The following is a 20,283-nucleotide window of genomic DNA, read 5'->3' as shown; positions in this document are numbered from 1 at the left end:
TTACTGACTCTGCTCCAGCTTCTTGCAGGCATCGACCACCTGCTCCGGCGCCAGGTCGATCAGGCACTTGAGATGGCCGAACTTGCAGGTGCGCTTGAAGCAGGGGCGACACTCGATGTCGGTGTGAACGATCTCGACCCGATCCGCCAGCGGCGGGGTGTAGAGCGGTGAGGTGGAGCCATAGACGCCCACCAGCGGCCGGTTGAGGGCGGCGGCGATGTGCATCAGGCCGGAGTCGTTGGAGATGACCCGGCTGGCCAGCGCCATCAGATCGATCGCCTCGTGCAGGCTGGTCTTGCCCGCCAGCACGTGGCAGTTGGGGCGGGTCAGCAGGTTGACCCGATCCCGGATGGTATTGGCTACCGGCACATCCTTGTTGGAGCCGAAGATCCACACCTGCCACCCTTCGTCCAGATGCTGCTGGGCCACCACGGCATAGTGCCCTTCAGGCCAGCGCTTGGCCGGGCCAAACTCGGCACCGGGGCAGAGCACCAGCACCGGGCGGGCGCGATCCAGTCCCAGTCGCTCCAGCCCCTTGCTCTGGTTGACCAGATCGACGTGCAGAGAAGGGTGGGGAATGGTCGGAATATCGGCCCGGCTCTTCATCTGCTCCTTGGGATAGGCGAGCGCCAGATAGCCCTCCACCATCAGCGGGAAGGCGGACTTGTTGCTGCGCATATCGTTGAGCAGGCCGAAGCGGTGCTCCCCTTTCCAGCCGGTACGCACCGGAATGCGGGCAAACCAGGGGATCAGCGCCGACTTCATGGAGTTGGGCTGGACGATGGCCTGATCGTACTTCTCGGCCGCCAGCTGCTTGCCGAGGCGGCGGCGCGCCACCAGCTTGAAGTCACCGTGGCCAAGGGGCATGGTGATCGCCTTGTCCACCTCCGGCATCCGCTCCAGCAGGGCGCAGCACCAGGCGGGGGCCATCACGTGCAGCTCGCTCTCGGGATGGTTGGCCTTGATCGCCTTGTAGAGACTCTGGGACATCACCATGTCGCCGACCCAGGAGGGGCCGATCACCAATATTTTCATTACGCGTCTTCTCTCGGGTCTGGCCCGGCGGTTAATCATCACTGGGCGAGATTATGCCCCAAGAATGGTCGGATAAATAACAGAAGATCCTTACCTACCCGCTCTGACAGGGGAGACCAGCCGCCACCCGGGTCATGCCCCGGCCACGCTTTTAGGCTAGAATGGGCGCCAATTCGAGCATGTCCCGCCAGACGGGCAACAACCGAGAGCCCCATTTCGTGAAAAAACCGACTCTGGCTGCCGTTCTGATCGTCAAGAATGAAGCCGACAACCTGCGCAAGTGCCTCGCCTCCCTCGACGGACTGGTGGACGAGATCGTCATTCTGGACTCAGGCAGTCAGGACGAGACCCCGGCCATCGCCGCCGAATTTGGGGCCCGTTTCTTCGTCAACGCCAAGTGGCCCGGCTTTGGCAAACAGCGCCGACTGGCCCAGTCTCATGTGCAGTCCGACTGGGTGCTGTGGCTGGATGCCGACGAGCGGCTCACCCCCGAGCTGAAAACCGCCATCGCCAACGTGATGGCCAATCCGGCCAGCGACACCATCTACTCGCTGCCGCGCCTCTCCTGGGTCTTTGGCCGCTTTATCCGCCACAGCGGCTGGTATCCGGATCGGGTGCTGCGCCTCTATCCCAAGGCACTCACCAGCTACAACGAGGCGCTGGTGCACGAGAAGGTGGAAGTGCGCGCCAACATGAAGATCGTCAACCTCTACGGCGACCTGCACCACTTTACCTATCGGGATCTGGAGCACTATCTGGTCAAATCCGCCGGTTATGCCCGCGCCTGGGCCGATCAGCGCACCGCTCGCGGCAAGAAGGGCTCCCTCAGTCAGGGGCTGATGCATGCCGTCGGCTGCTTCATCAAGATGTACCTGCTCAAGGCGGGCTTCCTCGATGGCAAGCAGGGGTTGCTGCTGGCGATCCTCTCCGCCCACTCCACCTTCGTCAAATACGCCGACCTCTGGGTGCGCCAGCAACCGCAGCAGCCGGAATAACGCCTACCCCACCGCAAGTTCGTCAATTCGCCCCTTGTTCCAGCGGAACAAGGGGCGAATTGCATGGTGGCAGATCGGGCGGAGCCCTTGCAGGGCGCGCAATGGCCATGACGGAGGCGACAGAGGTTAACTCGATCGCTATAAGCTGAATTTATGGGTTTTGCTTAAATGACCCAACTCCAGCTTATACCGGCAGGAACCGTGTCAGCGGGGTGCTAAGAGGGGCGTAAAAGGGCTGTCGGGGGCAATGTCCGATCTGCAGGCCTGTCTGCGGCGATCATCACCATACAGAACAGGGCCCCGCGGGGCCCTGTCTGCATTGCTGCATGGGTTACTTGCGCCAGAAGGGCGCCGCCCAGCGGGCCATCTCCGGCACCATGGCCTTGGGATCGAGCTGGCTCATATCCTCCGGGTGGTCGCTGTCCTCGGGCGGGCTGAAGGCGAGGTGGCGTCCTTCGCTGTTGAGGGGCTTCCAGCGCAGCGGGGTGGCGGAGCGGCGCATCGGGAAGAAGCCAATGGTCGGCACGTCGAGCGCCCCGGCGATATGGAGCGGGCCGGTACTGCCGGCGATAAACAAAGCGGCGTTGGCCAGCACCTGACAGAACATCGGCAGACCGTCGCTGGAGCGGTAGATCCAGCCGTTGCCGCCGTGGGCCAGCAGCTCGGCCGCCAGCTGTTCGGCCATCTTCTCCTCGCCCGGGCCTGCGGTCAGCACGCACTGCAGCTCGGGGCAGGCCTGGTTCAGCTTGATGATGATGCGGGCGTACTGCTCGATGGAGAGGTTGTTGGCCGAGCCACCGCTGCCGGCGTGTACCATCAGCCAGGGGCGGCTGGCATCGAGCTTGAGCTTGGCCGCCAACTGCTCGCGCACCTGCTGCAGGCTCGCCTCATCGAAACTGAGGAAGGGAGTCTTGGGCTCCACCACGGCAACCTGATGATCGGTCAGGAAGCGACGGATCAGCTCCAGATTGTATTCGGACTCCGGCTTCTGGGAGCGGGAGCGGCGCTGCACCAGACGCTGGTTGTAGAGCACCTGCGCCAGCTTGGTCGCCGGCGCCAACCGGTAAGGGATGTGTGCCTTCCACACCAGCATGGCGTTGCGGGAGTTGGAGAAGAGGCAGATGGACGCGTCGAACGCCGCCGCCTTGATCCGGGCCAGCAGTGCCCGCTGTTGCTCCTTGTCGGCACGCACGCCCGGATCGATGATCACCTCGTCAATCCAGGGGCAGAGCCGGGCCAGCGGGGCCGTGTAGGCCGGAACCAGGGCAGTCACATGACACTCCATGGAGCCTTTGAGCATGGCGAAGCTCGGCCACGCCAGCATGAAGTCACCAATCTTGTCATTGCGAACGACCAGAATACGTTTCATAAAAAATCCCTTTGCTCCCTGTCACCAATGCAGGGAGGCTTGATGCGCGATGGCGTATTCTTGCCTGATGCACTGCTATTCTCAAGCGACGACCTTATAATGCGACCAAATTTCCAGGTTGCAGGACCGCAAAGATGACTACCAGGGTGATCTATCCCGGGACATTTGATCCCGTTACCAATGGCCACGCCGACCTGATCGGCCGCGCCGCCAAGCTGTTTGACGAGGTGATCGTCGGTGTCGCCAACAGCCCGAGCAAGCGCCCGCTGTTCGATCTGGCGGAACGTGTCCAGCTTGTCCAGCAAGTGACCAGCCAGCTTCCCAACGTCAAGGTGGTCGGCTTCTCCGGGCTGCTGGTCGATTTTGCCAAAGAGCATCAGGCCAACGTGCTGATCCGCGGCCTGCGCGCCGTCTCCGACTTCGAGTACGAGTTCCAGCTGGCCAACATGAACCGCCGCCTGATGCCGGAGCTGGAGAGCGTCTTCCTCACCCCGGCCGAGGAGAACTCCTTTATCTCCTCCACTCTGGTGAAAGAGGTGGCGCTGCACGGTGGCGACATCCGCCAGTTTGTCGACCCCGTGGTGGCCCAGGCCATCGCCGCCAAACAGCAGCAGCGCTAATCCCCTCCTGATTGGCAGAAACAAACAAGGGCTACCTGCGGGTAGCCCTTGTTGCATCAATGCACTGCACGCCTAGCGGCGGGCAAACTGCTCGCGGATCGCCAGCTCCAGCTGATCGAGCCACTCGTAACGGCGCCGGTACATAGCCCGCTTCTTGGAGGCGATCTCCTCCAGCGGCTTGCGCGGCTGCAGCTGCAGGGCGACAAAGTTGGCATCCACATCCTGCGCGCCAAACTCCTGCCACAACTCGTCGTAATCGGCCTGTAGATTGGCCTTCTGCTTGCTGCTGTAACGCTTGGCCTGAAACACGTGAGCCCGTTTGCGCACCGCCAGCACCTCGCCGCTGCCCATCGCCAGCGCCAGCTGCTGCACCAGTTGCACCAGCAGGGATTTGGGCCGTAGCCCCTGGCCCTCCTTGGTCAGCTCGCGCACCTTATCCTGCCCGTTGGCCACTCCGGGTTCCGGCCCCTGCATGGAGCCGATCACCAGATGCAGCTGCTCGGCGCTGCCAGCCAGCGAGAAGGCGCAGCTGTAGAGACGCAACCCCTCGCTATCGATGATGGAGAGGGCCAGCTCGGCCTCGCGGCGGAAGGTGCCGTCATGGCGCAGCACGATACGACAGCCGCTCTGTGGATAACGCCCCAGCTCGATACCGCCCGCCAGATAGAGCGGCTCGACCAGCTCCGGATAGCAACTCAGCTGCAGCTGATAGTGGTTTTCCAGCATCTCGGCCCGTTGACGGGCACTGGCACTGGCGAAGCGATAGGGACGCATCGGCTTGTCGAGCAGCTCGGGATAGCGGGCCGGCAACGCCTTGAGCGGCTCGGCCTGAAACAGGGTAAAAACACGGGTCAGCTGCTCGCGGTAAAGCAGGCTGCGCAGCACGAACTTGCCGCGATTGAAGGTCTGGCGATCGCTTCCCTCCGGATAGAGGTAACAGGCCATGGATTTTGCGCAATAGCGCTCCAGCCGGGATAAATATTCCCAGTCTATTGATTTAACAGTCATTTTTATTTCTCAAACCGCCTGAACGATCGAGATACTAGAGACAACTGTGCAAATCTTCAACAGCCGGGAAATACGCTGTTACAACTTTCCGCAAATTCGGTGAAAAAGTGCCCTTAACGCTGGCAATGGGAGCAAAATACCGTGGTTCTCTGGCCTATTTTCACTTCACTCAACAGAGTCTGGCAGTGGAAACAGGGCTGGCCGCCACGACCGTAAACCTGCAGCTGCTGCACAAAATAGCCCGGCTTGCCGTCGGCACTGGTGAAATCCTTGAGGGTGGTACCGCCCTGTCTGATGGCTTCGGCCAGCACCCGTTTGATCTCGGCCACCAGCTTCTCCAGCCGCTCGCCACTGATATTGCCCGCCGCCCGTTTGGGGTGGATCCCCGCCGCAAAGAGCGCCTCGTTGGCGTAGATGTTGCCCACCCCGACCACCACCTGATTGTCCATCAGGAACTGCTTGATGGCCGTGCTGCGCCCCTTGGCGCGCTCACGCAGGTACTCGCCATTGAAGGCATCGGTGAGCGGCTCCGGCCCCAGCTTGGCCAGCAGGGTATGCGCCTCGGCCGGATCGCGGGTCCAGAGCAGGGCGCCAAAGCGGCGCGGATCGTTGAGCCGCAGCAGCTTGCCATTCTCCAGCTCGATATCCACGTGGTCGTGCTTCTCGGCCGGGGTGCCGATATCCAGTACCCGCAGGCTGCCGGACATCCCCAGATGGAGGATGGCAGTGCCGAAATCGGTCTCCAGCAGCAGATACTTGGCGCGGCGGCGCACCCGATGGATCACCAGATCCACCAGCTCCTGAATTTCGCCCGGCACCGGCCAGCGCAGGCGGCCATCGCGCACCACCACTCGGGTGACCTTGGTGCCGGTAAGCCAGGGAGAGATCCCCTGCCGGCTGACTTCTACTTCTGGCAATTCAGGCATTGGTACCTCGCACACAGAGTCGACTGGTGAACAATCAGGGGGCAGGACGCATCAGATCGCGATACTGCTCGGCAGTGAGGGAGAGCCAGAGGCCGGAGGGGAGCTGGGCACCATACTGGCCACTGTTCTGATAGAGGGCGATCGTCTGCGGGTCATTTTGCCCGGCAATCCACACCCTGAGGGTAACGGGGGCACCGCGTACCGCTTCGCCGGGTGGCAGCAGCCAGCCCTGCCAGCGCTCGATATGGGCCGCCAGCTGATTGCTGTCGAGCCCCAGATCCGGCCCGCTGCGCCAGCCATGGCCGATCCGCTCAATCTGCCAGCTTGGCCCCTGCCAGGTGAGCACTACCGCATCCTCCGGCAGCAGCGGACGCGCGCGTTTGGCGCTGTTCTCCTGCTGGGCCAGCTCCAGCCGGTGCAGCAGGGTGATCACGATCAGTACCACCACGATGATCACGTTGTTCCAGCCTTTGCGGCTCAGTTTGAACATGGCAAGCCTCCCTTTGAACCGGCAGTGTACTGAATTCGGCGCATAAAAAAACCCGGCACAAGGCCGGGTTTTTGGGAATGCAGCATCAAGTAATTACTTGATTTTGCCTTCCTTGTAGATCACATGCTGACGAACAACGGGATCAAACTTCTTGATTTCCATTTTTTCGGGCATGGTGCGCTTGTTTTTGGTAGTGGTATAGAAGTGACCAGTACCGGCGCTGGAGTTCAGGCGAATTTTCTCGCGAATACCTTTAGCCATGATCTAATTCCTTATACCTTAACACCGCTGGCGCGCAGTTCAGCCAGAACCACTTCAACGCCACGCTTGTCGATGATACGCATGCCTTTTGCGGATACGCGCAGGCTTACGAAGCGTTTTTCACTCTCAACCCAGAAACGGTGAGTGTGCAGGTTCGGCAGGAAACGACGCTTGGTAGCGTTGTTAGCGTGCGAACGGTTGTTACCAACTGCCGGGCGCTTGCCGGTTACTTGGCATACTCTAGACATGTCAGTCTCTCCAAATCTTACTTCATTGCTCGAGCAAATATCTGCCCCGCTGGCCTTCGATTGCGGGGCAAACAGAAGGCGGCATTTTATACAGCATCCGTGATCAAAGATCAACTAATACGGTGCCAGAGCACAGTTATAGCCAACCGCGCTCGGCAAAAGAAACCGTGATGCCATCACCGATCACCAAGTGATCCAGCACTCTGATATCGATCAGGGCCAAAGCGGCCGTGATCCGATCCGTGATCTGGCGGTCGGCCCTACTGGGCTCGGCGACGCCGGACGGGTGATTATGCGCCAGAATCACCGCGGCTGCATTATGTTTGAGCGCGATCTGCACGATTTCTCTTGGCCAGACGCTCGCCGAGTCGATAGTGCCGTAAAAAAGCTCAACAAATTGAATGACTCTGTGCTGATTGTCGAGCAGCAGCAGGGCAAACACCTCGCGCGGCCGATCCCGCAGCTGGGCTTGCAGATAGTCGCGGGTCAGCTGGGGCGAGGTGAGGGCATCACCCCGTTGCAACTGCTGCGCCAGATGGCGTTTGGCCATCTCCAGCACCGCCTGCAACTGGGCATATTTGGCCGGGCCAAGGCCGTGGGCCTCGCAGAAAGCGCGCTGATCCGCGCCCAGCAGATTGCGCAGCGATCCGAACTGATTCAACAGGTTACGGGAGAGATCGACCGCACTCAGGCCATTGACGCCGGTGCGCAGGAAGATGGCTAGCAGCTCGGCATCGCTGAGCACCGTCGGCCCCTGTCGCAGCAGCTTCTCTCTGGGACGTTCATCTTCCGGCCACTCCTTGATGCTCATTTGTCTCTCCTCTCTCCCTGTTGAGGAAAAACATAGCAAATATTTGCGTGTTCCCCGCCACAACCCCTTGATGCCAACCCCTGTCGTCATCCCCTGCCTGTGGTATCTTAGCCGACCAGTCAAAGTGAGCCGGATAGAGAAACAGCAGATGAGATTGGCCGATAAACGCATCCTGTTGGGTGTCAGCGGCGGGATCGCCGCCTACAAGAGTGCCGAGCTGGTACGCCGTCTGAAAGACCAGGGTGCCGAGGTGCGGGTGGTGATGACCCGCTCCGCCAAGGAGTTCATCACGCCGCTGACCCTGCAGGCGGTCTCCGGCCATCCGGTGGCGGACAGCCTGCTGGATCCGGCAGCGGAAGCGGGCATGGGCCATATCGAGCTGGCCAAGTGGGCCGATCTGGTACTGATCGCCCCCGCCAGCGCCAACCTGATGGCCCGTATGGCCGCCGGCATGGCCGACGAACTGCTCACCACCCTCTGTCTGGCAACCCCGGCACCGGTCGCCCTGGCGCCCGCCATGAACCAGCAGATGTACCTCAACGCAGCCACCCAGGCCAACCTCAAGACCCTGGCCAGCCGCGGCGTCCTGCTGTGGGGGCCGGACTCCGGCAGCCAGGCCTGTGGCGATGTGGGCCCGGGCCGGATGCTGGATCCCCTCGAACTGGTGGAGCGCTGCTGCCAGCAGCTGGCCGCCGAGCCGTTGCTGGCGGGCGTCAAGCTGCTGCTGACCGCCGGCCCGACCCGCGAGGCGCTCGATCCGGTGCGCTACATCAGCAACCACAGCTCCGGCAAGATGGGCTACGCCATCGCCCGCGCCGCTCGTGAAGCAGGCGCCGAGGTGACGCTGGTGAGCGGCCCGGTAACGCTGGCTACGCCGGCAGGGGTTACCCGTGTCGATGTGGAGAGCGCGGAACAAATGCATCAGGCGGTGATGAGCCGGGTGGGCGAATGCGACCTCTTCATCGGTTGTGCCGCGGTTGCCGACTACCGCCCCGAGCAGGTCGCCAGCCAGAAGATCAAGAAGAGCAGTGACAACGATCAGATGGTGGTGAAGCTGGTGAAAAACCCCGACATCATCGCAGCCGTCGGCGCCCTTTCAGACAAACCCTTCACTGTCGGATTTGCCGCCGAAACCGTGGATGTGGAACAATACGCCCTCGATAAATTGCAGCGAAAGCGGTTGGACATGATCGCCGCCAACGATGTATCCCGCGAGGGGCAAGGCTTCAACGCCGATGACAACGCCCTGACCGTGTTCTGGCAAGGGGGCCAGGCGCCTCTGCCGCTGGCCGACAAGCTGACGCTGGCCCGTCATCTGGTTGCCCTGATTGCGTGTCACTATCGGCGCTAAGCGTCCCGAAAGAACAAGACTCACGGCGCCCCGCCTTGCCAAGAGGGGCGCCAACACAAGATCCAACTGAAAAAGCGATTCATGACAACACAAATTGAACTGAAGATTCTGGATGCCCGTATCGGTACCGAGTACCCGCTGCCCGCCTACGCTACTCCCGGCTCTGCCGGCATGGACCTGCGCGCTCTGCTGGATGCACCGCTGACTCTGGCTCCGGGCGATACCACTCTGGTACCGACCGGTCTGGCCATCCACATCCAGGATCCGGGTCTGTGTGCCACCATTCTGCCCCGCTCCGGTCTCGGCCATAAGCACGGTATCGTGCTGGGCAACCTGGTCGGTCTCATCGATTCCGACTATCAGGGTCAGCTGATGGTCTCGGTCTGGAACCGCGGCAAGGATGAGTTCACCATGCAACCCGGCGAGCGCATCGCCCAGCTGGTGATCATGCCGGTAGTTCAGGCCAGCTTCCAACTGGTCGATGAGTTCAACCAGAGCGAACGGGGTGAAGGCGGTTTTGGTTCTTCTGGTCGCCAATAACAGACCACACCAGCCTGATGGGCGGTGCCTAATAACAGAATCAAGCCATTGTTTTTTTTTAGGGGAATCCATGGCAAGCAGTAATCAGAAACAGAGTCGGCGCGATCAGATCCTGCAGGCGCTCGCCCATATGCTGGAAACCAGTCCCGGCCAGCGCATCACCACGGCCCGTCTGGCGGCCGAGGTCGGCGTCTCTGAAGCAGCCCTCTATCGACACTTTCCAAGCAAGGCGCGGATGTTCGAAGGGCTGATCGACTTTATCGAGGATTCCCTGCTGTCACGGGTCAATCTGATCATGGCGGAAGAGAAAGACACCATGGCGCGCTGCCACCACATCCTGCAGCTACTGCTGGTGTTCGCCGAGCGCAATCCCGGCATCACCCGCATCCTCAACGGCGATGCCCTGCTGGGCGAGCACGACCGGCTGCGGGATCGCATCAGCATCCTGTTTGACAAGCTGGAGACCCAGATCAAGCAGGTACTGCGCGAGAAACGACTGCGCGAGGGGCAGGGCTTCCAGCTCGATGAGACCATGCTGGCCAATCTGCTGCTGGCCTATACCGAGGGCCGCATCAGCCAGTTTGTCCGCTCCGAGTTCAAACTCAAGCCTACCGCCGGCTTCGAGGATCAGTGGCAGTTTATCCGCAGCCAGCTGCTGCAGAGCTGAGCGGCAGCGCTTTTCACCGAGCATGAAGAAGGGAGGCCTTGGCCTCCCTTCTTTTTTGTGGCAGCTTTTTATGGCAGTAAAATAAGCACCAGATGCGACCCGGACTGTCGCGCTGCGATGTTAGATTCATGCGCCATAAACCTTTAGCACCCGAAAGGACATCCTATGGAACCCGAAATCATTACCGAAGCGCAGACCTGGCTGGTCAATAACCAGGGCCTGCTGATCGAGTATGCCGTCAACATCGCGGCCGCCCTGCTCACCCTGCTGGTCGGCTATATCGCAGCCAATCTGCTCAGCGGTGGCGTGGTAAAAGTGATGCAGGCGCGCAAGCTCGACACCACCGTCACCCACTTCGTTGGCAGCATCCTCAAATACGCCATTCTGGTGTTCGTGGTGATCGCCGCGCTGGGCCGGGTCGGGGTGCAGACCGCCTCCTTCGTCGCCATCATCGGTGCCGCCGGTCTGGCCATCGGTCTGGCGCTGCAAGGCTCGCTCTCCAACTTTGCCGCCGGCTTCCTGCTGATCATCTTCCGCCCCATCAAGGCGGGCGAGTTTATCGAAGTGGCAGGCACGTCTGGCGTGGTGCAATCCGTTCAGCTGTTCACCACCACCCTCACCTCCGGTGACAACAAGATGGTGGTAGTACCGAACTCCGCCATCCTTAACGGCACCATCGTCAACTACTCGCGCATGGATACCCGCCGCGTCGATATGACCTTTGGTATCGGCTACGGCTCCGACCTGCGCAAGGCCAAGCAGATCCTTGAGCGTCTGGTGAACGAAGAGCCGCGCATCCTGAAAGATCCGGCTGCCACCATCGCCGTCGCCGCGCTGGCCGACTCCTCGGTCAATATCGTGGTGCGCCCGTGGGTCAAGACCGGCGACTACTGGGGTGTCTGGTTCGACTTCCACGAGAAGGTGAAACTCACCTTTGATGCCGAAGGGATCGAAATTCCCTTCCCGCAGATGGTGATGCACATGCAAAAACCGCAGGCGTGATCGCGGTAAAGCAGCAACCCACAATGCCAGCCTTCGGGCTGGCATTGTCATTTCTGGCGCGCCATCCGCTGCATAATCAGGCCGGCGGAATGAAAACAATTTCAGAGCTGCGGGCCAGCCCCAATCATGAGCGAGCGCAAGATCCCCCTTGCTTTCGTGACTCATAATCCCGATGTTCTGGTTGTATACTCCCGACGGTTGCCCCATTGCGGTAAAAGACAATCGGTAAAACTCTGTTACACGGGCCGCCCGGCCGGCTCGCTATAATGCTCGGATAATAAGGTTTGGCGGGACCTTGCCTGCAAGGTTCAAACACAACTTGGCATTTCAGGAATCCTATGAAAAACATCAATCCAACCCAAACCCAGGCCTGGCAGGCACTGGAAGCCCACTTTGCAGCAAACAAAGAGACCCGACTCAAGGATCTGTTCGCGCAGGACCCGAAGCGCTTTGACAAGTTTTCCCTTACCTTCGGCGGCGACATCCTGGTTGATTACTCGAAGAACCTGATCACCGAAGAAACCCTCAAGTTGCTGGTTGATCTGGCCAAAGAGACCGATCTTCGCAGCGCGATCGATGCCATGTTCAATGGCGACAAGATCAACATGACCGAAGGGCGCTCCGTACTGCACGTGGCCCTGCGCAACCGCTCCGACCGCCCCATCGAGTGCGACGGCAAGGACGTGATGCCGGAAGTGAACGCCGTACTGGCCAAGATGAAGGGCTTCTGCGAGAAGATCATCTCCGGCGAGTGGAAAGGCTACACCGGCAAGGCGATCCAGCACGTGGTCAACATCGGTATCGGTGGCTCCGATCTGGGCCCGGTGATGATCACCGAGGCACTGCGCCCTTACAAAAACCACCTGCAGATGCACTTCGTCTCCAACGTCGATGGCACCCATATCGCCGAGACCCTGAAGAAGATCGATCCGGAAACCACCCTGTTCCTGGTGGCCTCCAAGACCTTCACCACTCAGGAGACCATGACCAACGCCCTGACCGCTCGCGACTGGTTCATCAAGATCGCCGGTGACAAGGCCCACGTTGCCAAGCACTTCGCTGCCCTCTCCACCAACGGCAAGGCCGTGGCCGAGTTCGGTATCGATACCAACAACATGTTCGAGTTCTGGGACTGGGTTGGCGGCCGCTACTCCTCCTGGTCTGCCATCGGCATGCCCATCGCCCTCTCTGTCGGTTTCGAGAACTTCGAAGCCCTGCTGCAAGGCGCTTTCGAGATGGACATGCACTTCGCCACTGCCTCCTACGAGCAGAACGTGCCGGTGCTGCTGGCACTGATTGGCCTGTGGTACAACAACTTCTACGGTGCCGAATCCGAAGCCATTCTGCCGTATGATCAGTACATGCACCGCTTCCCTGCCTACTTCCAGCAGGGCAACATGGAGTCCAACGGCAAGTACGTGGATCGCAACGGCAAGCCGGTTGACTACCAGACTGGCCCCATCATCTGGGGTGAGCCGGGCACCAACGGCCAGCACGCTTTCTACCAGCTGATCCATCAGGGCACCAAGCTGATCCCCTGTGACTTCCTGGCGCCGGCCATCAGCCACAACCCGATCGGTGACCACCACCCGAAACTGCTGGCCAACTTCTTCGCCCAGACCGAGGCGCTGGCCTTCGGCAAGAGCAAGGAAGAGGTTGAAGCCGAGTTCCTGGCTGCTGGCAAAACCCTGGAGCAGGTCAAGGATCTGGTGCCGTTCAAGGTGTTCGAAGGCAACCGCCCGACCAACTCCATTCTGTTCAAGAGCCTGACCCCGAAAACCCTGGGTGCCCTGATCGCCATGTATGAACACAAGATCTTCGTACAGGGCGCAATCTGGAACATCTTCTCCTTCGACCAGTGGGGCGTGGAGCTGGGCAAACAGCTGGCCAACAAGATCCTGCCGGAGCTGGGCAACAACGAGGCTGTCACCAGCCACGACTGCTCTACCAACGGTCTGATCAACACCTGGAAAGCGTGGAAAGCCTGATTTATCCAGCCTTTCTGAATGCAAAAGCCCCGCTCGATGAGCGGGGCTTTTTTATGACTGTCAGGCTGATTTTTCTGGCTGGCCGGTCGGGTGTCCAGTCCGACCGGCGACGGGGATCGTCATCCCCGCCCCTTCATCATCCAGCCCGATGCAGGCTTAACCGCCGACGGCGATGCGCTTCATGTCTTTCATGTAGCCACGCAGTACCTGACCGATCTTCTCGATCGGGTGGTTGCGAGTCGCTTCGTTGGCCGCCAGCAGCGCCAGGTTATCCACGCTCTGCCCTTCTGCCTTGCTGGCACCCAGGTCACCCGCTTTCAAGGTCGGCATGAAGTGCTCACGCAGCAACGGCACGGCAGCGTTGGCGAACAGGTAGTTGCCGTACTCGGCAGTATCGGAGATAACCACGTTCATCTCGTACAGACGCTTGCGAGCAACTGTGTTGGCGATCAGCGGCAGCTCGTGCAGGGATTCGTAGTAGGCAGACTCCTCGTAGATACCGGAAGCTACCATGGTCTCGAACGCCAGCTCGACACCCGCCTTGACCATGGCCACCATCACCACGCCATTGTCGAAGTACTCCTGTTCGGCAATCTTGCCTGCAAACGCCGGGGCGTTTTCGAAGGCAGACTTGCCGGTCTCTTCGCGCCAGGTAAACAGTTTGACGTCATCCTCGGCCCAGTCAGCCATCATGCCGCGAGAGAACTCACCGGCGATAATGTCGTCCATGTGCTTCTCGAACAGCGGGCGCATCAGGGTCTTGAGCTGCTCGGAGAGCTCGAAGGCACGCAGCTTGGCCGGGTTGGAAAGGCGATCCATCATCAGGCTGATGCCACCCTGTTTCAGGGCTTCGGTGATGGTCTCCCAGCCGAACTGGATCAGCTTGCCGGCGTAGGCCGGGTCTGTGCCTTCGGCAACCAGCTTGTCGTAGCAGAGCAGGGAACCGGCCTGCAGCATGCCGCAGAGGATGGTCTGCTCGCCCATCAGGTCAGATTTCACTTCCGCTACGAAGGAGGACTCCAGCACGCCGGCACGGTCGCCACCGGTGGCAGAGGCCCATGCCTTGGCGATGGCCATGCCTTCGCCTTTCGGGTCATTTTCCGGGTGAACGGCGATCAGGGTCGGTACGCCGAAGCCGCGCTTGTACTCTTCACGCACTTCGGTACCCGGGCACTTGGGCGCAACCATCACGACGGTGATGTCGGAGCGGATCTGCTGACCCTCTTCCACCACGTTGAAGCCGTGGGAGTAGCCCAATGCGGCGCCCTGCTTCATCAGCGGCATCACGGTTTTCACGACATCGGAGTGCTGTTTGTCCGGAGTCAGGTTGAGCACCAGATCGGCGGTCGGGATCAGCTCTTCATAGGTGCCGACCGCGAAGCCGTTGTCGGTGGCTTTCTGCCATGAGGCGCGCTTCTCGGTGATGGCGGCCTTGCGCAGGGCGTAGGAGATATCCAGCCCGGAGTCGCGCATGTTCAGACCCTGGTTCAGACCCTGGGCACCACAGCCCACAATCACCACCTTCTTGCCCTTCAGCACGTTGCAGCCGTCCGCGAACTCTTCGCGCTGCATGAAACGACACTTGCCCAGTTGGGCCAACTGCTGACGCAGGTTCAAGGTGTTGAAATAGTTAGCCATGGTGATTGCTCCGTTCGATTGATTCCATGCCGGATGGCGGCGTTGTCTGAACCACTATAGCGCGGGACACTTATTGCCTGAACTGATATATTCGAAACAGTACATTGCAATAATTGAAACGTTAACCCTTCATAATCGCCTGCTGAATGTACCGCGAGATGGCAGAAACAAGCCGCCAACCGCTGGATATCGGGCACACATGCCGCGCCAGGAGCTGAAAGATGGACCTTCGCAATCTCGAGCTGTTTCTCCACCTCGCCGACTCCCTCCACTTCGGCAAGAGCGCCGATGCCATGGCGGTCAGCCCCTCCACCCTGAGTCGCGCCATCCAGCGGCTGGAGCAGGAGACCGGCTGCGTCCTGTTCGAGCGGGACAACCGCTCGGTGCGGCTCACCCCTGCCGGCGAGAAGCTGCGGGAGTTTGGCGGCGGCCTGTTGCAGGAGTGGCGTCAGCTCAAGCAGGAGCTCAAACGCAGCGATGAACCGCTGCAGGGGCGGCTGCGGGTCTTCTGCTCGGTCACCGCCAGTTACTTTCTGCTGCCCGAGGTACTGGAGCGCTTTCGCCGCCGCTACCCCCAGCTGGAGATCAAGCTGGAGACCGGCGACCCGGCGCTGGCGGTGGACAAGATCCTGGCCGATGAGGCCGATCTCGCCATCGCCGCCCGCCCCGATGCTCTGCCCGCCAAGCTGGAGTTCGCCAGCCTGCAGCAGGTGCCGCTGGTTTTTATCGCGCCGCGCAACGCCCCGCAACTGAACCAGTGGTTCCGTCAGGGAGAACCGGACTGGGAGCAGCTGCCAGTCATCCTCTCCGAGCAGGGCTTGGCCCGCAAACGCAGCGATCAGTGGTTTCGCAACAAGGGGATCGCCCCCAACATCTACGCCGAAGTGGCGGGTAACGAGGGGATCGTCGCAATGGTGGCGCTCGGTTGTGGCGTGGGGCTGGTGCCGGCGGCGGTGATCGACCACAGCCCGCTCGGCGACAAGGTGCGGATCATCGACCTCAAGCCCGCCTTCAAGCCATTTGATGTGGGGATCGGGGTGCTCAAGAAGCGACTGGAAGAGCCGCTGATCCGCGCCTTCTGGGATACGGCGCAGAACCAGAACTCACTGCGTTGAGACGGGCTGGTAGATGAGCGTCGGGTCGACCATCATCTTGCGACTCGACAACGGCAGATCAGGATTGTTCAGCTCGAGGCGCTGCCGCTGGTCGAGCTGCAAACGGCGGATGGTGCTGCCAAACCCCTCCTCGAAGATCCGGTCAAAATCCCCGGTTTGCCGCGCCCGCTGCAGGCCAAGCTCGATGCGCTGCGCCAGCTCCGGATATTTGGGCGAAACAAAGAAGAGCAGCGCCAGCGGATAGCGAAACACCAGATGGGGCTCGATGGCCAGATCCGGGTGCTGTTTCAGCTCATCCTCGACCTCGATGACGGAGCGCAAAAAGCAGTCGAAACGCTGCTTGCGCAACATGTTGAACAGCGCTTCGTAGAGGTTGCCCGCCATCACATTGAGGCCGTTGCCCCTCAGCAACTGGGTGTCAGGCCAGGATCTGTGCTGGCCGATGATGAGCCCGGAGCGGCGCCAGTCGGCCAGCGAATGAATGGCTGCAAAGCGCCCCTCATCCCCCTGCCGGATCAGACAAACCCGCCAGCCGAGCAGCCCTTTGGCCAATGGAATGTGTACCGCCAGCAGATCCCTTTCCCGCTCCTCATCGGGGGCAAACACTCCGACCTGAACCAGCTCGCCGCTGTGCAGCTCTTTCACCGTCCGCCCCTGTTCCATCGGCGGGCTGGAGACCAGCTGGTAGGGGCCATATTCAGGCACCGTCAGATCAAGGGAGAGCCGCAGCAACTGCACCACTGCCGGGTTGGGATGCTCCAGCAGCAGATTCCAGGTGCGGATCGACTGCACGGCAGCCGACGTATCCGCCGCCCACAGCCACAACACTATGCACCACAACCCGACTCTCTTCATTCCCAGCACCATCCAAGCGCCATGCTCTGGTCATACTATAACGCCAGCCAAGGGCCTGATGCGGCGCTCGCTGCCAGATGTGTGAACCTTCTCCGGTCCCGTCTCATGTCAGAAGTGACAATAGGCAAACCGGGCAAGGGATCGCAGACTGAATATTCGCCATCATCGAGCCACATCAGGGAGGAGCACCATGAAACAGCATCTGGTCGAGATCAAGGGATCAACCCTGTTTGAGGAGTATTTGCAGAGCATGGGTCTGCCCAGCACCTTGCTGGACAGGGAGCAGGAGATCTATCTGCAGGAGCGTCACCTCGGTGCCATCCGCCGGGTACAGGGGGAGCTGCGCTTTTACCTGCGCGCCAACGCCCTCAACAAACGGTGATCGGGAGCCGGTCACAGAACCTGCAACAAAGAGGTATTAGACTGGTATCTTCCCCCTTTCGACGGGAGTGCCCATGAACGCAAGCGGTCTGGATCGGCTGTTCAAACCCCAATCAATCGCCATCATCGGCGCCTCGACCGATCCGCACAAAGCGGGCCATGTCATCGTCCGCCACCTGCTGGCGGGTCACTTCAAAGGGCCCATCCTGCCAGTCACCCCGCGCAGCAAGGCGGTGGCCGGCGTGCTGGCCTATCCCGACATTGCCAGCCTGCCACTGGCTCCTGATCTCGCCATCATCTGCACTCGCCGGGAGCGGGTCATCCCCCTGCTGGAGGCGCTTGGCCAGAAGGGAGCGGGCGCAGCCATCATCCTCGCCGCCGATTTTTCACAAGATGAGCGGCAAGAGCTGAAACGGCTCTGCAAACAATACGGTATCCGCCTGCTCGGCCCCAACAGCATGGGGATGCTGCTGCCCGGTCAGGGGCTCAATGCCAGCTTTTCACCGATTGCCGCCAAGCCTGGGCAGGTCGCCTTTCTCTCCCAGTCTGCCGCGGTCAGCACCACCATTCTCGACTGGGCCAAGCAGCATGAGCTGGGATTCTCTGCCTTCATCTCCCTTGGCGATCACTGCGACATCGACTTTGGCCAGCTGCTGGATCAACTCTCCCGCGACAGCGTGACCCGCGCCATCCTGCTCTATATGGACAAGCTGCACGATGCCCGCCATTTTCTCTCGGCGGCGCGAGCCGCCTCGCGCAACAAGCCGATCCTGGTACTGAAAAGCGGACGCCACGATCCGGCTCACGGACTCGACAACGTCTATGACGCCGCCATCCGCCGCGCCGGCATGTTGCGGGTGCGGGATACCCACGAACTGTTTGCCGCAGTGGAAACCCTCAGCCACTCCATGACCCTCAAGGGGGAGCGGCTCGCCATCATCTCCAACGGCCGCGGGTTGGCCAATATGGCGGTGGATGTGCTGCTGGAACGAGGCGGTAAACTGGCGCGCCCACCGCTCGATATCGGTAGCGATGCCACCATCGCCACCTATCAGGAGGCGCTGGACAACCTGCTCGGGGAAGAGGGGATCGATGCCATCCTGATCATTCATGCCCCCTCGCTTACAGCCCCCAGCGCACCGCTGGCCAGCCATCTTATCGCCCACCTGAAACAGCACCCCAAAGCTCGCCGTTTCAATATTCTTACCAACTGGGCAGGCGAGTACTCGGCGCAGGAGGGGCGCAAACTCTTTACCGAAGCGGGCATCCCGACCTACCGAACCCCGGAAAGCGCCATGGCCGCCTTCATGCATATGGTGGAGTACCGCCGCAACCAGAAGCAGCTGATGGAGACCCCCGCCTCCCTGCACGGCAACCAGCTCAATATCGAGCTCTGCCAACAGCTGATCCGCCAGGCGCAGGAGCGCAAACAGCTGAGGCTGGATACCCATCTCGCCCACCCCATCTTGCAGGCAGCCGGGCTCGCGACCCTGCCCACCTGGATCGTCACCGACGCCATCGAGGCAACCCTGACTGCCGAGCAAATCGGCTACCCGGTAGCAGTCAAACTCCGTTCGCCCGATATCCTGCACAAATCTGCCGTGCACGGTGTGGTGCTCAATCTGCGTACCTCGGCCGAGGTGGCGCAAGCTGCCGATGCCATTCTGGACAGGGTGAAACAGCACGATCCCGGCGCCCGCATTGAAGGGTTGCTGGTACAGCGCATGGCGCGGCGCAGTGGCGGTCTGGAGCTGCGGGTTCGTATCCAGCAAGATGCCATCTTTGGCCCCGTCATCCTGCTCGGTGAATCGGGCGCGGAGCCACAGGAGATGGTTGCAGCGCTGCCGCCGCTCAATCAGGCTCTGGCCCGTTACCAGATCATCGGTGCGCTCAAGAGTCGCAAGATCCGTGAACATGCCACTCCTGATCGGCTGGATATCGATGCCCTCGGTCAGGTGCTCTGCCAGCTATCCGAACTGCTGCTCGCCTTCCCGCAAATACAGGAGCTGGATCTTCATCCGCTGCAAGCCTGTGGCACCGAGATGGTAGTGCTGGATGCCAGCGTCACGCTGGCCGACCCAGCACTTCCACCCGCCAGTCAGCTGGCTATCCGCCCCTACCCGACCGAGCTGGAGGAAGGGGCCTGGCTCAAGGATCAGAGTCATGTTCTGCTGCGCCCCATTCGCCCGGAAGATGAACCGGCTCACAAACAATTCGTGCTGCAGGTTTCCGATGAGGACAGGTACAAACGCTTCTTCGCCGACGTGGGTGAGCTGGGTCACGAAGAGTTGGCCCGCATGACCCAGATCGATTACGACCGCGAAATGGCCTTTGTCGCCGTAGGGCAGGATGGGGAGCGCAAAGATCAGATTCTCGGGGTGGTGCGCGCCATCTCGACGCCGGATCTCAGCGATGCCGAATTTGCCATTCTGGTTCGTTCCGACCTGAAAGGACTGGGGCTCGGCAAGCTGATGATGGAGAAGATCATCCGCTATGCCTGCGAGCAGGGGATTGGCCAGCTCTCCGGCATGACCATGCCGAGCAATCGCGGCATGGTAACCCTCGCCAGGCGACTCGGCTTTACCATTGATGTCCAGATGGAGGAGGGGGTGGTCAATATGGCCCTTCCCTGTGGGACTGGTGTCCGGTGATGGGGATGGGGATGGGTGGCCGCGAGTAATCCAGTACCAAGGGTTGTTAATCACCGAAAAATGACCACGATTACACACCCAAAGGAGGGGATAACGGGCCTGCCAGTGCCCCTCCCTCAGGCAAGAGCCACTGTTCAGTGGCGTCTGGATGCTGAAAATGAAAAAGCTCGGTCATCAGACCGGGCTTTTGTGTTTATTCTTGCATGCAACGCTGTGGCCAACGTGCAAATCGCCCATAGCAAAAAGGCCTTCCCGATCGGGAAGGCCTTCTATTTAGTGGCGGAGCGGACGGGACTCGAACCCGCGACCCCCGGCGTGACAGGCCGGTATTC

The 20,283-nt window shown here is 60.8% G+C and carries 21 protein-coding genes; 11 read left to right on the top strand and 10 right to left on the bottom strand.

Annotation, left to right across the window (positions count from 1 at the left end; genetic code table 11):
* Positions 1–1,035: a lipopolysaccharide heptosyltransferase II gene (waaF, locus tag NOM67_RS21365; protein WP_255940072.1), complete on the bottom strand. Its 1,035-nt coding sequence runs from the start codon at positions 1,033–1,035 to the stop codon at positions 1–3.
* A 218-nt stretch (positions 1,036–1,253) separates the two neighbouring features.
* Between waaF and NOM67_RS21360 the strand changes: the two genes are divergently transcribed.
* Positions 1,254–2,030: a glycosyltransferase family 2 protein gene (locus NOM67_RS21360; RefSeq protein WP_031227896.1), complete on the top strand. Its 777-nt coding sequence runs from the start codon at positions 1,254–1,256 to the stop codon at positions 2,028–2,030.
* Positions 2,031–2,361: 331 nt separating this feature from the next.
* Here the strand turns inward: NOM67_RS21360 and NOM67_RS21355 are convergent, their stop codons facing one another.
* On the bottom strand, positions 2,362–3,399 hold the full coding sequence (locus tag NOM67_RS21355; RefSeq protein WP_041210780.1) for a glycosyltransferase family 9 protein: 1,038 nt from the start codon (positions 3,397–3,399) through the stop codon (positions 2,362–2,364).
* Positions 3,400–3,533: 134 nt separating this feature from the next.
* Here NOM67_RS21355 and coaD point away from each other — a divergent pair, with 134 nt between their 5' ends.
* Complete coding sequence (coaD, locus tag NOM67_RS21350; RefSeq protein WP_041210779.1) at positions 3,534–4,019, top strand: pantetheine-phosphate adenylyltransferase; 486 nt, start codon at positions 3,534–3,536, stop codon at positions 4,017–4,019.
* Positions 4,020–4,091: 72 nt separating this feature from the next.
* On the opposite strand, the gene NOM67_RS21345 is transcribed toward coaD, so the two are convergent.
* From NOM67_RS21345 to radC, 6 genes are all read right to left on the bottom strand, one after another.
* Positions 4,092–4,964 (bottom strand): VirK/YbjX family protein, encoded by an 873-nt coding sequence (locus NOM67_RS21345; protein ID WP_255940069.1) that lies wholly within the window; start codon positions 4,962–4,964, stop codon positions 4,092–4,094.
* 176 nt (positions 4,965–5,140) lie between these two features.
* The gene (gene mutM, locus NOM67_RS21340; protein ID WP_255940067.1) at positions 5,141–5,953 is read right to left on the bottom strand and encodes a bifunctional DNA-formamidopyrimidine glycosylase/DNA-(apurinic or apyrimidinic site) lyase; all 813 of its coding nucleotides are present in this window, start codon (positions 5,951–5,953) and stop codon (positions 5,141–5,143) included.
* A gap of 34 nt (positions 5,954–5,987) precedes the next feature.
* On the bottom strand, positions 5,988–6,443 hold the full coding sequence (locus NOM67_RS21335) for a hypothetical protein (protein ID WP_041210776.1): 456 nt from the start codon (positions 6,441–6,443) through the stop codon (positions 5,988–5,990).
* A gap of 93 nt (positions 6,444–6,536) precedes the next feature.
* Positions 6,537–6,704 carry a 50S ribosomal protein L33 gene (gene rpmG, locus NOM67_RS21330; RefSeq protein WP_005307500.1) on the bottom strand — a complete coding sequence of 56 codons (168 nt, stop codon included), beginning with the start codon at positions 6,702–6,704 and terminating at the stop codon, positions 6,537–6,539.
* Positions 6,705–6,715: 11 nt separating this feature from the next.
* Positions 6,716–6,952 (bottom strand): 50S ribosomal protein L28, encoded by a 237-nt coding sequence (rpmB, locus tag NOM67_RS21325; RefSeq protein ID WP_005307492.1) that lies wholly within the window; start codon positions 6,950–6,952, stop codon positions 6,716–6,718.
* A gap of 136 nt (positions 6,953–7,088) precedes the next feature.
* On the bottom strand, positions 7,089–7,763 hold the full coding sequence (gene radC / locus NOM67_RS21320) for a DNA repair protein RadC (RefSeq protein ID WP_033113596.1): 675 nt from the start codon (positions 7,761–7,763) through the stop codon (positions 7,089–7,091).
* A gap of 148 nt (positions 7,764–7,911) precedes the next feature.
* Between radC and coaBC the strand changes: the two genes are divergently transcribed.
* From coaBC to pgi, 5 genes are all read left to right on the top strand, one after another.
* The gene (gene coaBC / locus NOM67_RS21315; protein WP_255940054.1) at positions 7,912–9,114 is read left to right on the top strand and encodes a bifunctional phosphopantothenoylcysteine decarboxylase/phosphopantothenate--cysteine ligase CoaBC; all 1,203 of its coding nucleotides are present in this window, start codon (positions 7,912–7,914) and stop codon (positions 9,112–9,114) included.
* Positions 9,115–9,195: 81 nt separating this feature from the next.
* The gene (gene dut, locus NOM67_RS21310) at positions 9,196–9,654 is read left to right on the top strand and encodes a dUTP diphosphatase (protein ID WP_005339498.1); all 459 of its coding nucleotides are present in this window, start codon (positions 9,196–9,198) and stop codon (positions 9,652–9,654) included.
* Positions 9,655–9,724: 70 nt separating this feature from the next.
* A complete protein-coding gene (gene slmA / locus NOM67_RS21305) occupies positions 9,725–10,321 on the top strand; it encodes a nucleoid occlusion factor SlmA (protein WP_005339495.1) in 597 nt (198 codons plus the stop codon).
* 165 nt (positions 10,322–10,486) lie between these two features.
* A complete protein-coding gene (locus tag NOM67_RS21300; protein WP_041210774.1) occupies positions 10,487–11,323 on the top strand; it encodes a mechanosensitive ion channel domain-containing protein in 837 nt (278 codons plus the stop codon).
* 338 nt (positions 11,324–11,661) lie between these two features.
* Positions 11,662–13,311 carry a glucose-6-phosphate isomerase gene (gene pgi / locus NOM67_RS21295; RefSeq protein WP_005355982.1) on the top strand — a complete coding sequence of 550 codons (1,650 nt, stop codon included), beginning with the start codon at positions 11,662–11,664 and terminating at the stop codon, positions 13,309–13,311.
* Between the two features lie 156 nt (positions 13,312–13,467).
* Here pgi and ilvC read toward each other — a convergent pair whose 3' ends face one another.
* A complete protein-coding gene (gene ilvC / locus NOM67_RS21290; protein WP_005355979.1) occupies positions 13,468–14,949 on the bottom strand; it encodes a ketol-acid reductoisomerase in 1,482 nt (493 codons plus the stop codon).
* Between the two features lie 221 nt (positions 14,950–15,170).
* Between ilvC and ilvY the strand changes: the two genes are divergently transcribed.
* Positions 15,171–16,064: an HTH-type transcriptional activator IlvY gene (gene ilvY, locus NOM67_RS21285; protein WP_043851854.1), complete on the top strand. Its 894-nt coding sequence runs from the start codon at positions 15,171–15,173 to the stop codon at positions 16,062–16,064.
* Here ilvY and NOM67_RS21280 read toward each other — a convergent pair.
* Positions 16,053–16,919: a transporter substrate-binding domain-containing protein gene (locus NOM67_RS21280; RefSeq protein WP_255940042.1), complete on the bottom strand. Its 867-nt coding sequence runs from the start codon at positions 16,917–16,919 to the stop codon at positions 16,053–16,055. The two genes, ilvY and NOM67_RS21280, sit on opposite strands and share 12 nt — an antisense overlap.
* Before the next feature lie 190 nt (positions 16,920–17,109).
* Between NOM67_RS21280 and NOM67_RS21275 the strand changes: the two genes are divergently transcribed.
* The 3 genes from NOM67_RS21275 to NOM67_RS21265 all read left to right on the top strand — a co-directional run.
* Complete coding sequence (locus NOM67_RS21275; RefSeq protein WP_019446537.1) at positions 17,110–17,301, top strand: hypothetical protein; 192 nt, start codon at positions 17,110–17,112, stop codon at positions 17,299–17,301.
* 73 nt (positions 17,302–17,374) lie between these two features.
* Positions 17,375–19,951, top strand: coding sequence for a bifunctional acetate--CoA ligase family protein/GNAT family N-acetyltransferase (locus tag NOM67_RS21270; RefSeq protein WP_255940039.1), 2,577 nt, complete (start codon positions 17,375–17,377; stop codon positions 19,949–19,951).
* 60 nt (positions 19,952–20,011) lie between these two features.
* The coding region (locus NOM67_RS21265; protein ID WP_255940037.1) for a hypothetical protein at positions 20,012–20,283 on the top strand (272 nt) is incomplete at its 3' end.

The sequence above is a fragment of the Aeromonas sp. SG16 genome (genome assembly GCF_024436135.1).
GTDB lineage: Bacteria > Pseudomonadota > Gammaproteobacteria > Enterobacterales > Aeromonadaceae > Aeromonas > Aeromonas jandaei.
This window is presented reverse-complemented; position numbering and strand designations above follow the sequence as displayed.

Coding starts and splice junctions, on each gene's coding strand:
- waaF (WP_255940072.1), bottom strand. CDS start 1,035: ATGAAAATATTGGTGATCGGCCCCTCCTGGGTCGGCGACATGGTGATG.
- NOM67_RS21355 (WP_041210780.1), bottom strand. CDS start 3,399: ATGAAACGTATTCTGGTCGTTCGCAATGACAAGATTGGTGACTTCATG.
- coaD (WP_041210779.1), top strand. CDS start 3,534: ATGACTACCAGGGTGATCTATCCCGGGACATTTGATCCCGTTACCAAT.
- NOM67_RS21345 (WP_255940069.1), bottom strand. CDS start 4,964: ATGGCCTGTTACCTCTATCCGGAGGGAAGCGATCGCCAGACCTTCAAT.
- mutM (WP_255940067.1), bottom strand. CDS start 5,953: ATGCCTGAATTGCCAGAAGTAGAAGTCAGCCGGCAGGGGATCTCTCCC.
- NOM67_RS21335 (WP_041210776.1), bottom strand. CDS start 6,443: ATGTTCAAACTGAGCCGCAAAGGCTGGAACAACGTGATCATCGTGGTG.
- rpmG (WP_005307500.1), bottom strand. CDS start 6,704: ATGGCTAAAGGTATTCGCGAGAAAATTCGCCTGAACTCCAGCGCCGGT.
- rpmB (WP_005307492.1), bottom strand. CDS start 6,952: ATGTCTAGAGTATGCCAAGTAACCGGCAAGCGCCCGGCAGTTGGTAAC.
- radC (WP_033113596.1), bottom strand. CDS start 7,763: ATGAGCATCAAGGAGTGGCCGGAAGATGAACGTCCCAGAGAGAAGCTG.
- coaBC (WP_255940054.1), top strand. CDS start 7,912: ATGAGATTGGCCGATAAACGCATCCTGTTGGGTGTCAGCGGCGGGATC.
- dut (WP_005339498.1), top strand. CDS start 9,196: ATGACAACACAAATTGAACTGAAGATTCTGGATGCCCGTATCGGTACC.
- slmA (WP_005339495.1), top strand. CDS start 9,725: ATGGCAAGCAGTAATCAGAAACAGAGTCGGCGCGATCAGATCCTGCAG.
- NOM67_RS21300 (WP_041210774.1), top strand. CDS start 10,487: ATGGAACCCGAAATCATTACCGAAGCGCAGACCTGGCTGGTCAATAAC.
- pgi (WP_005355982.1), top strand. CDS start 11,662: ATGAAAAACATCAATCCAACCCAAACCCAGGCCTGGCAGGCACTGGAA.
- ilvC (WP_005355979.1), bottom strand. CDS start 14,949: ATGGCTAACTATTTCAACACCTTGAACCTGCGTCAGCAGTTGGCCCAA.
- ilvY (WP_043851854.1), top strand. CDS start 15,171: ATGGACCTTCGCAATCTCGAGCTGTTTCTCCACCTCGCCGACTCCCTC.
- NOM67_RS21280 (WP_255940042.1), bottom strand. CDS start 16,919: ATGAAGAGAGTCGGGTTGTGGTGCATAGTGTTGTGGCTGTGGGCGGCG.
- NOM67_RS21275 (WP_019446537.1), top strand. CDS start 17,110: ATGAAACAGCATCTGGTCGAGATCAAGGGATCAACCCTGTTTGAGGAG.
- NOM67_RS21270 (WP_255940039.1), top strand. CDS start 17,375: ATGAACGCAAGCGGTCTGGATCGGCTGTTCAAACCCCAATCAATCGCC.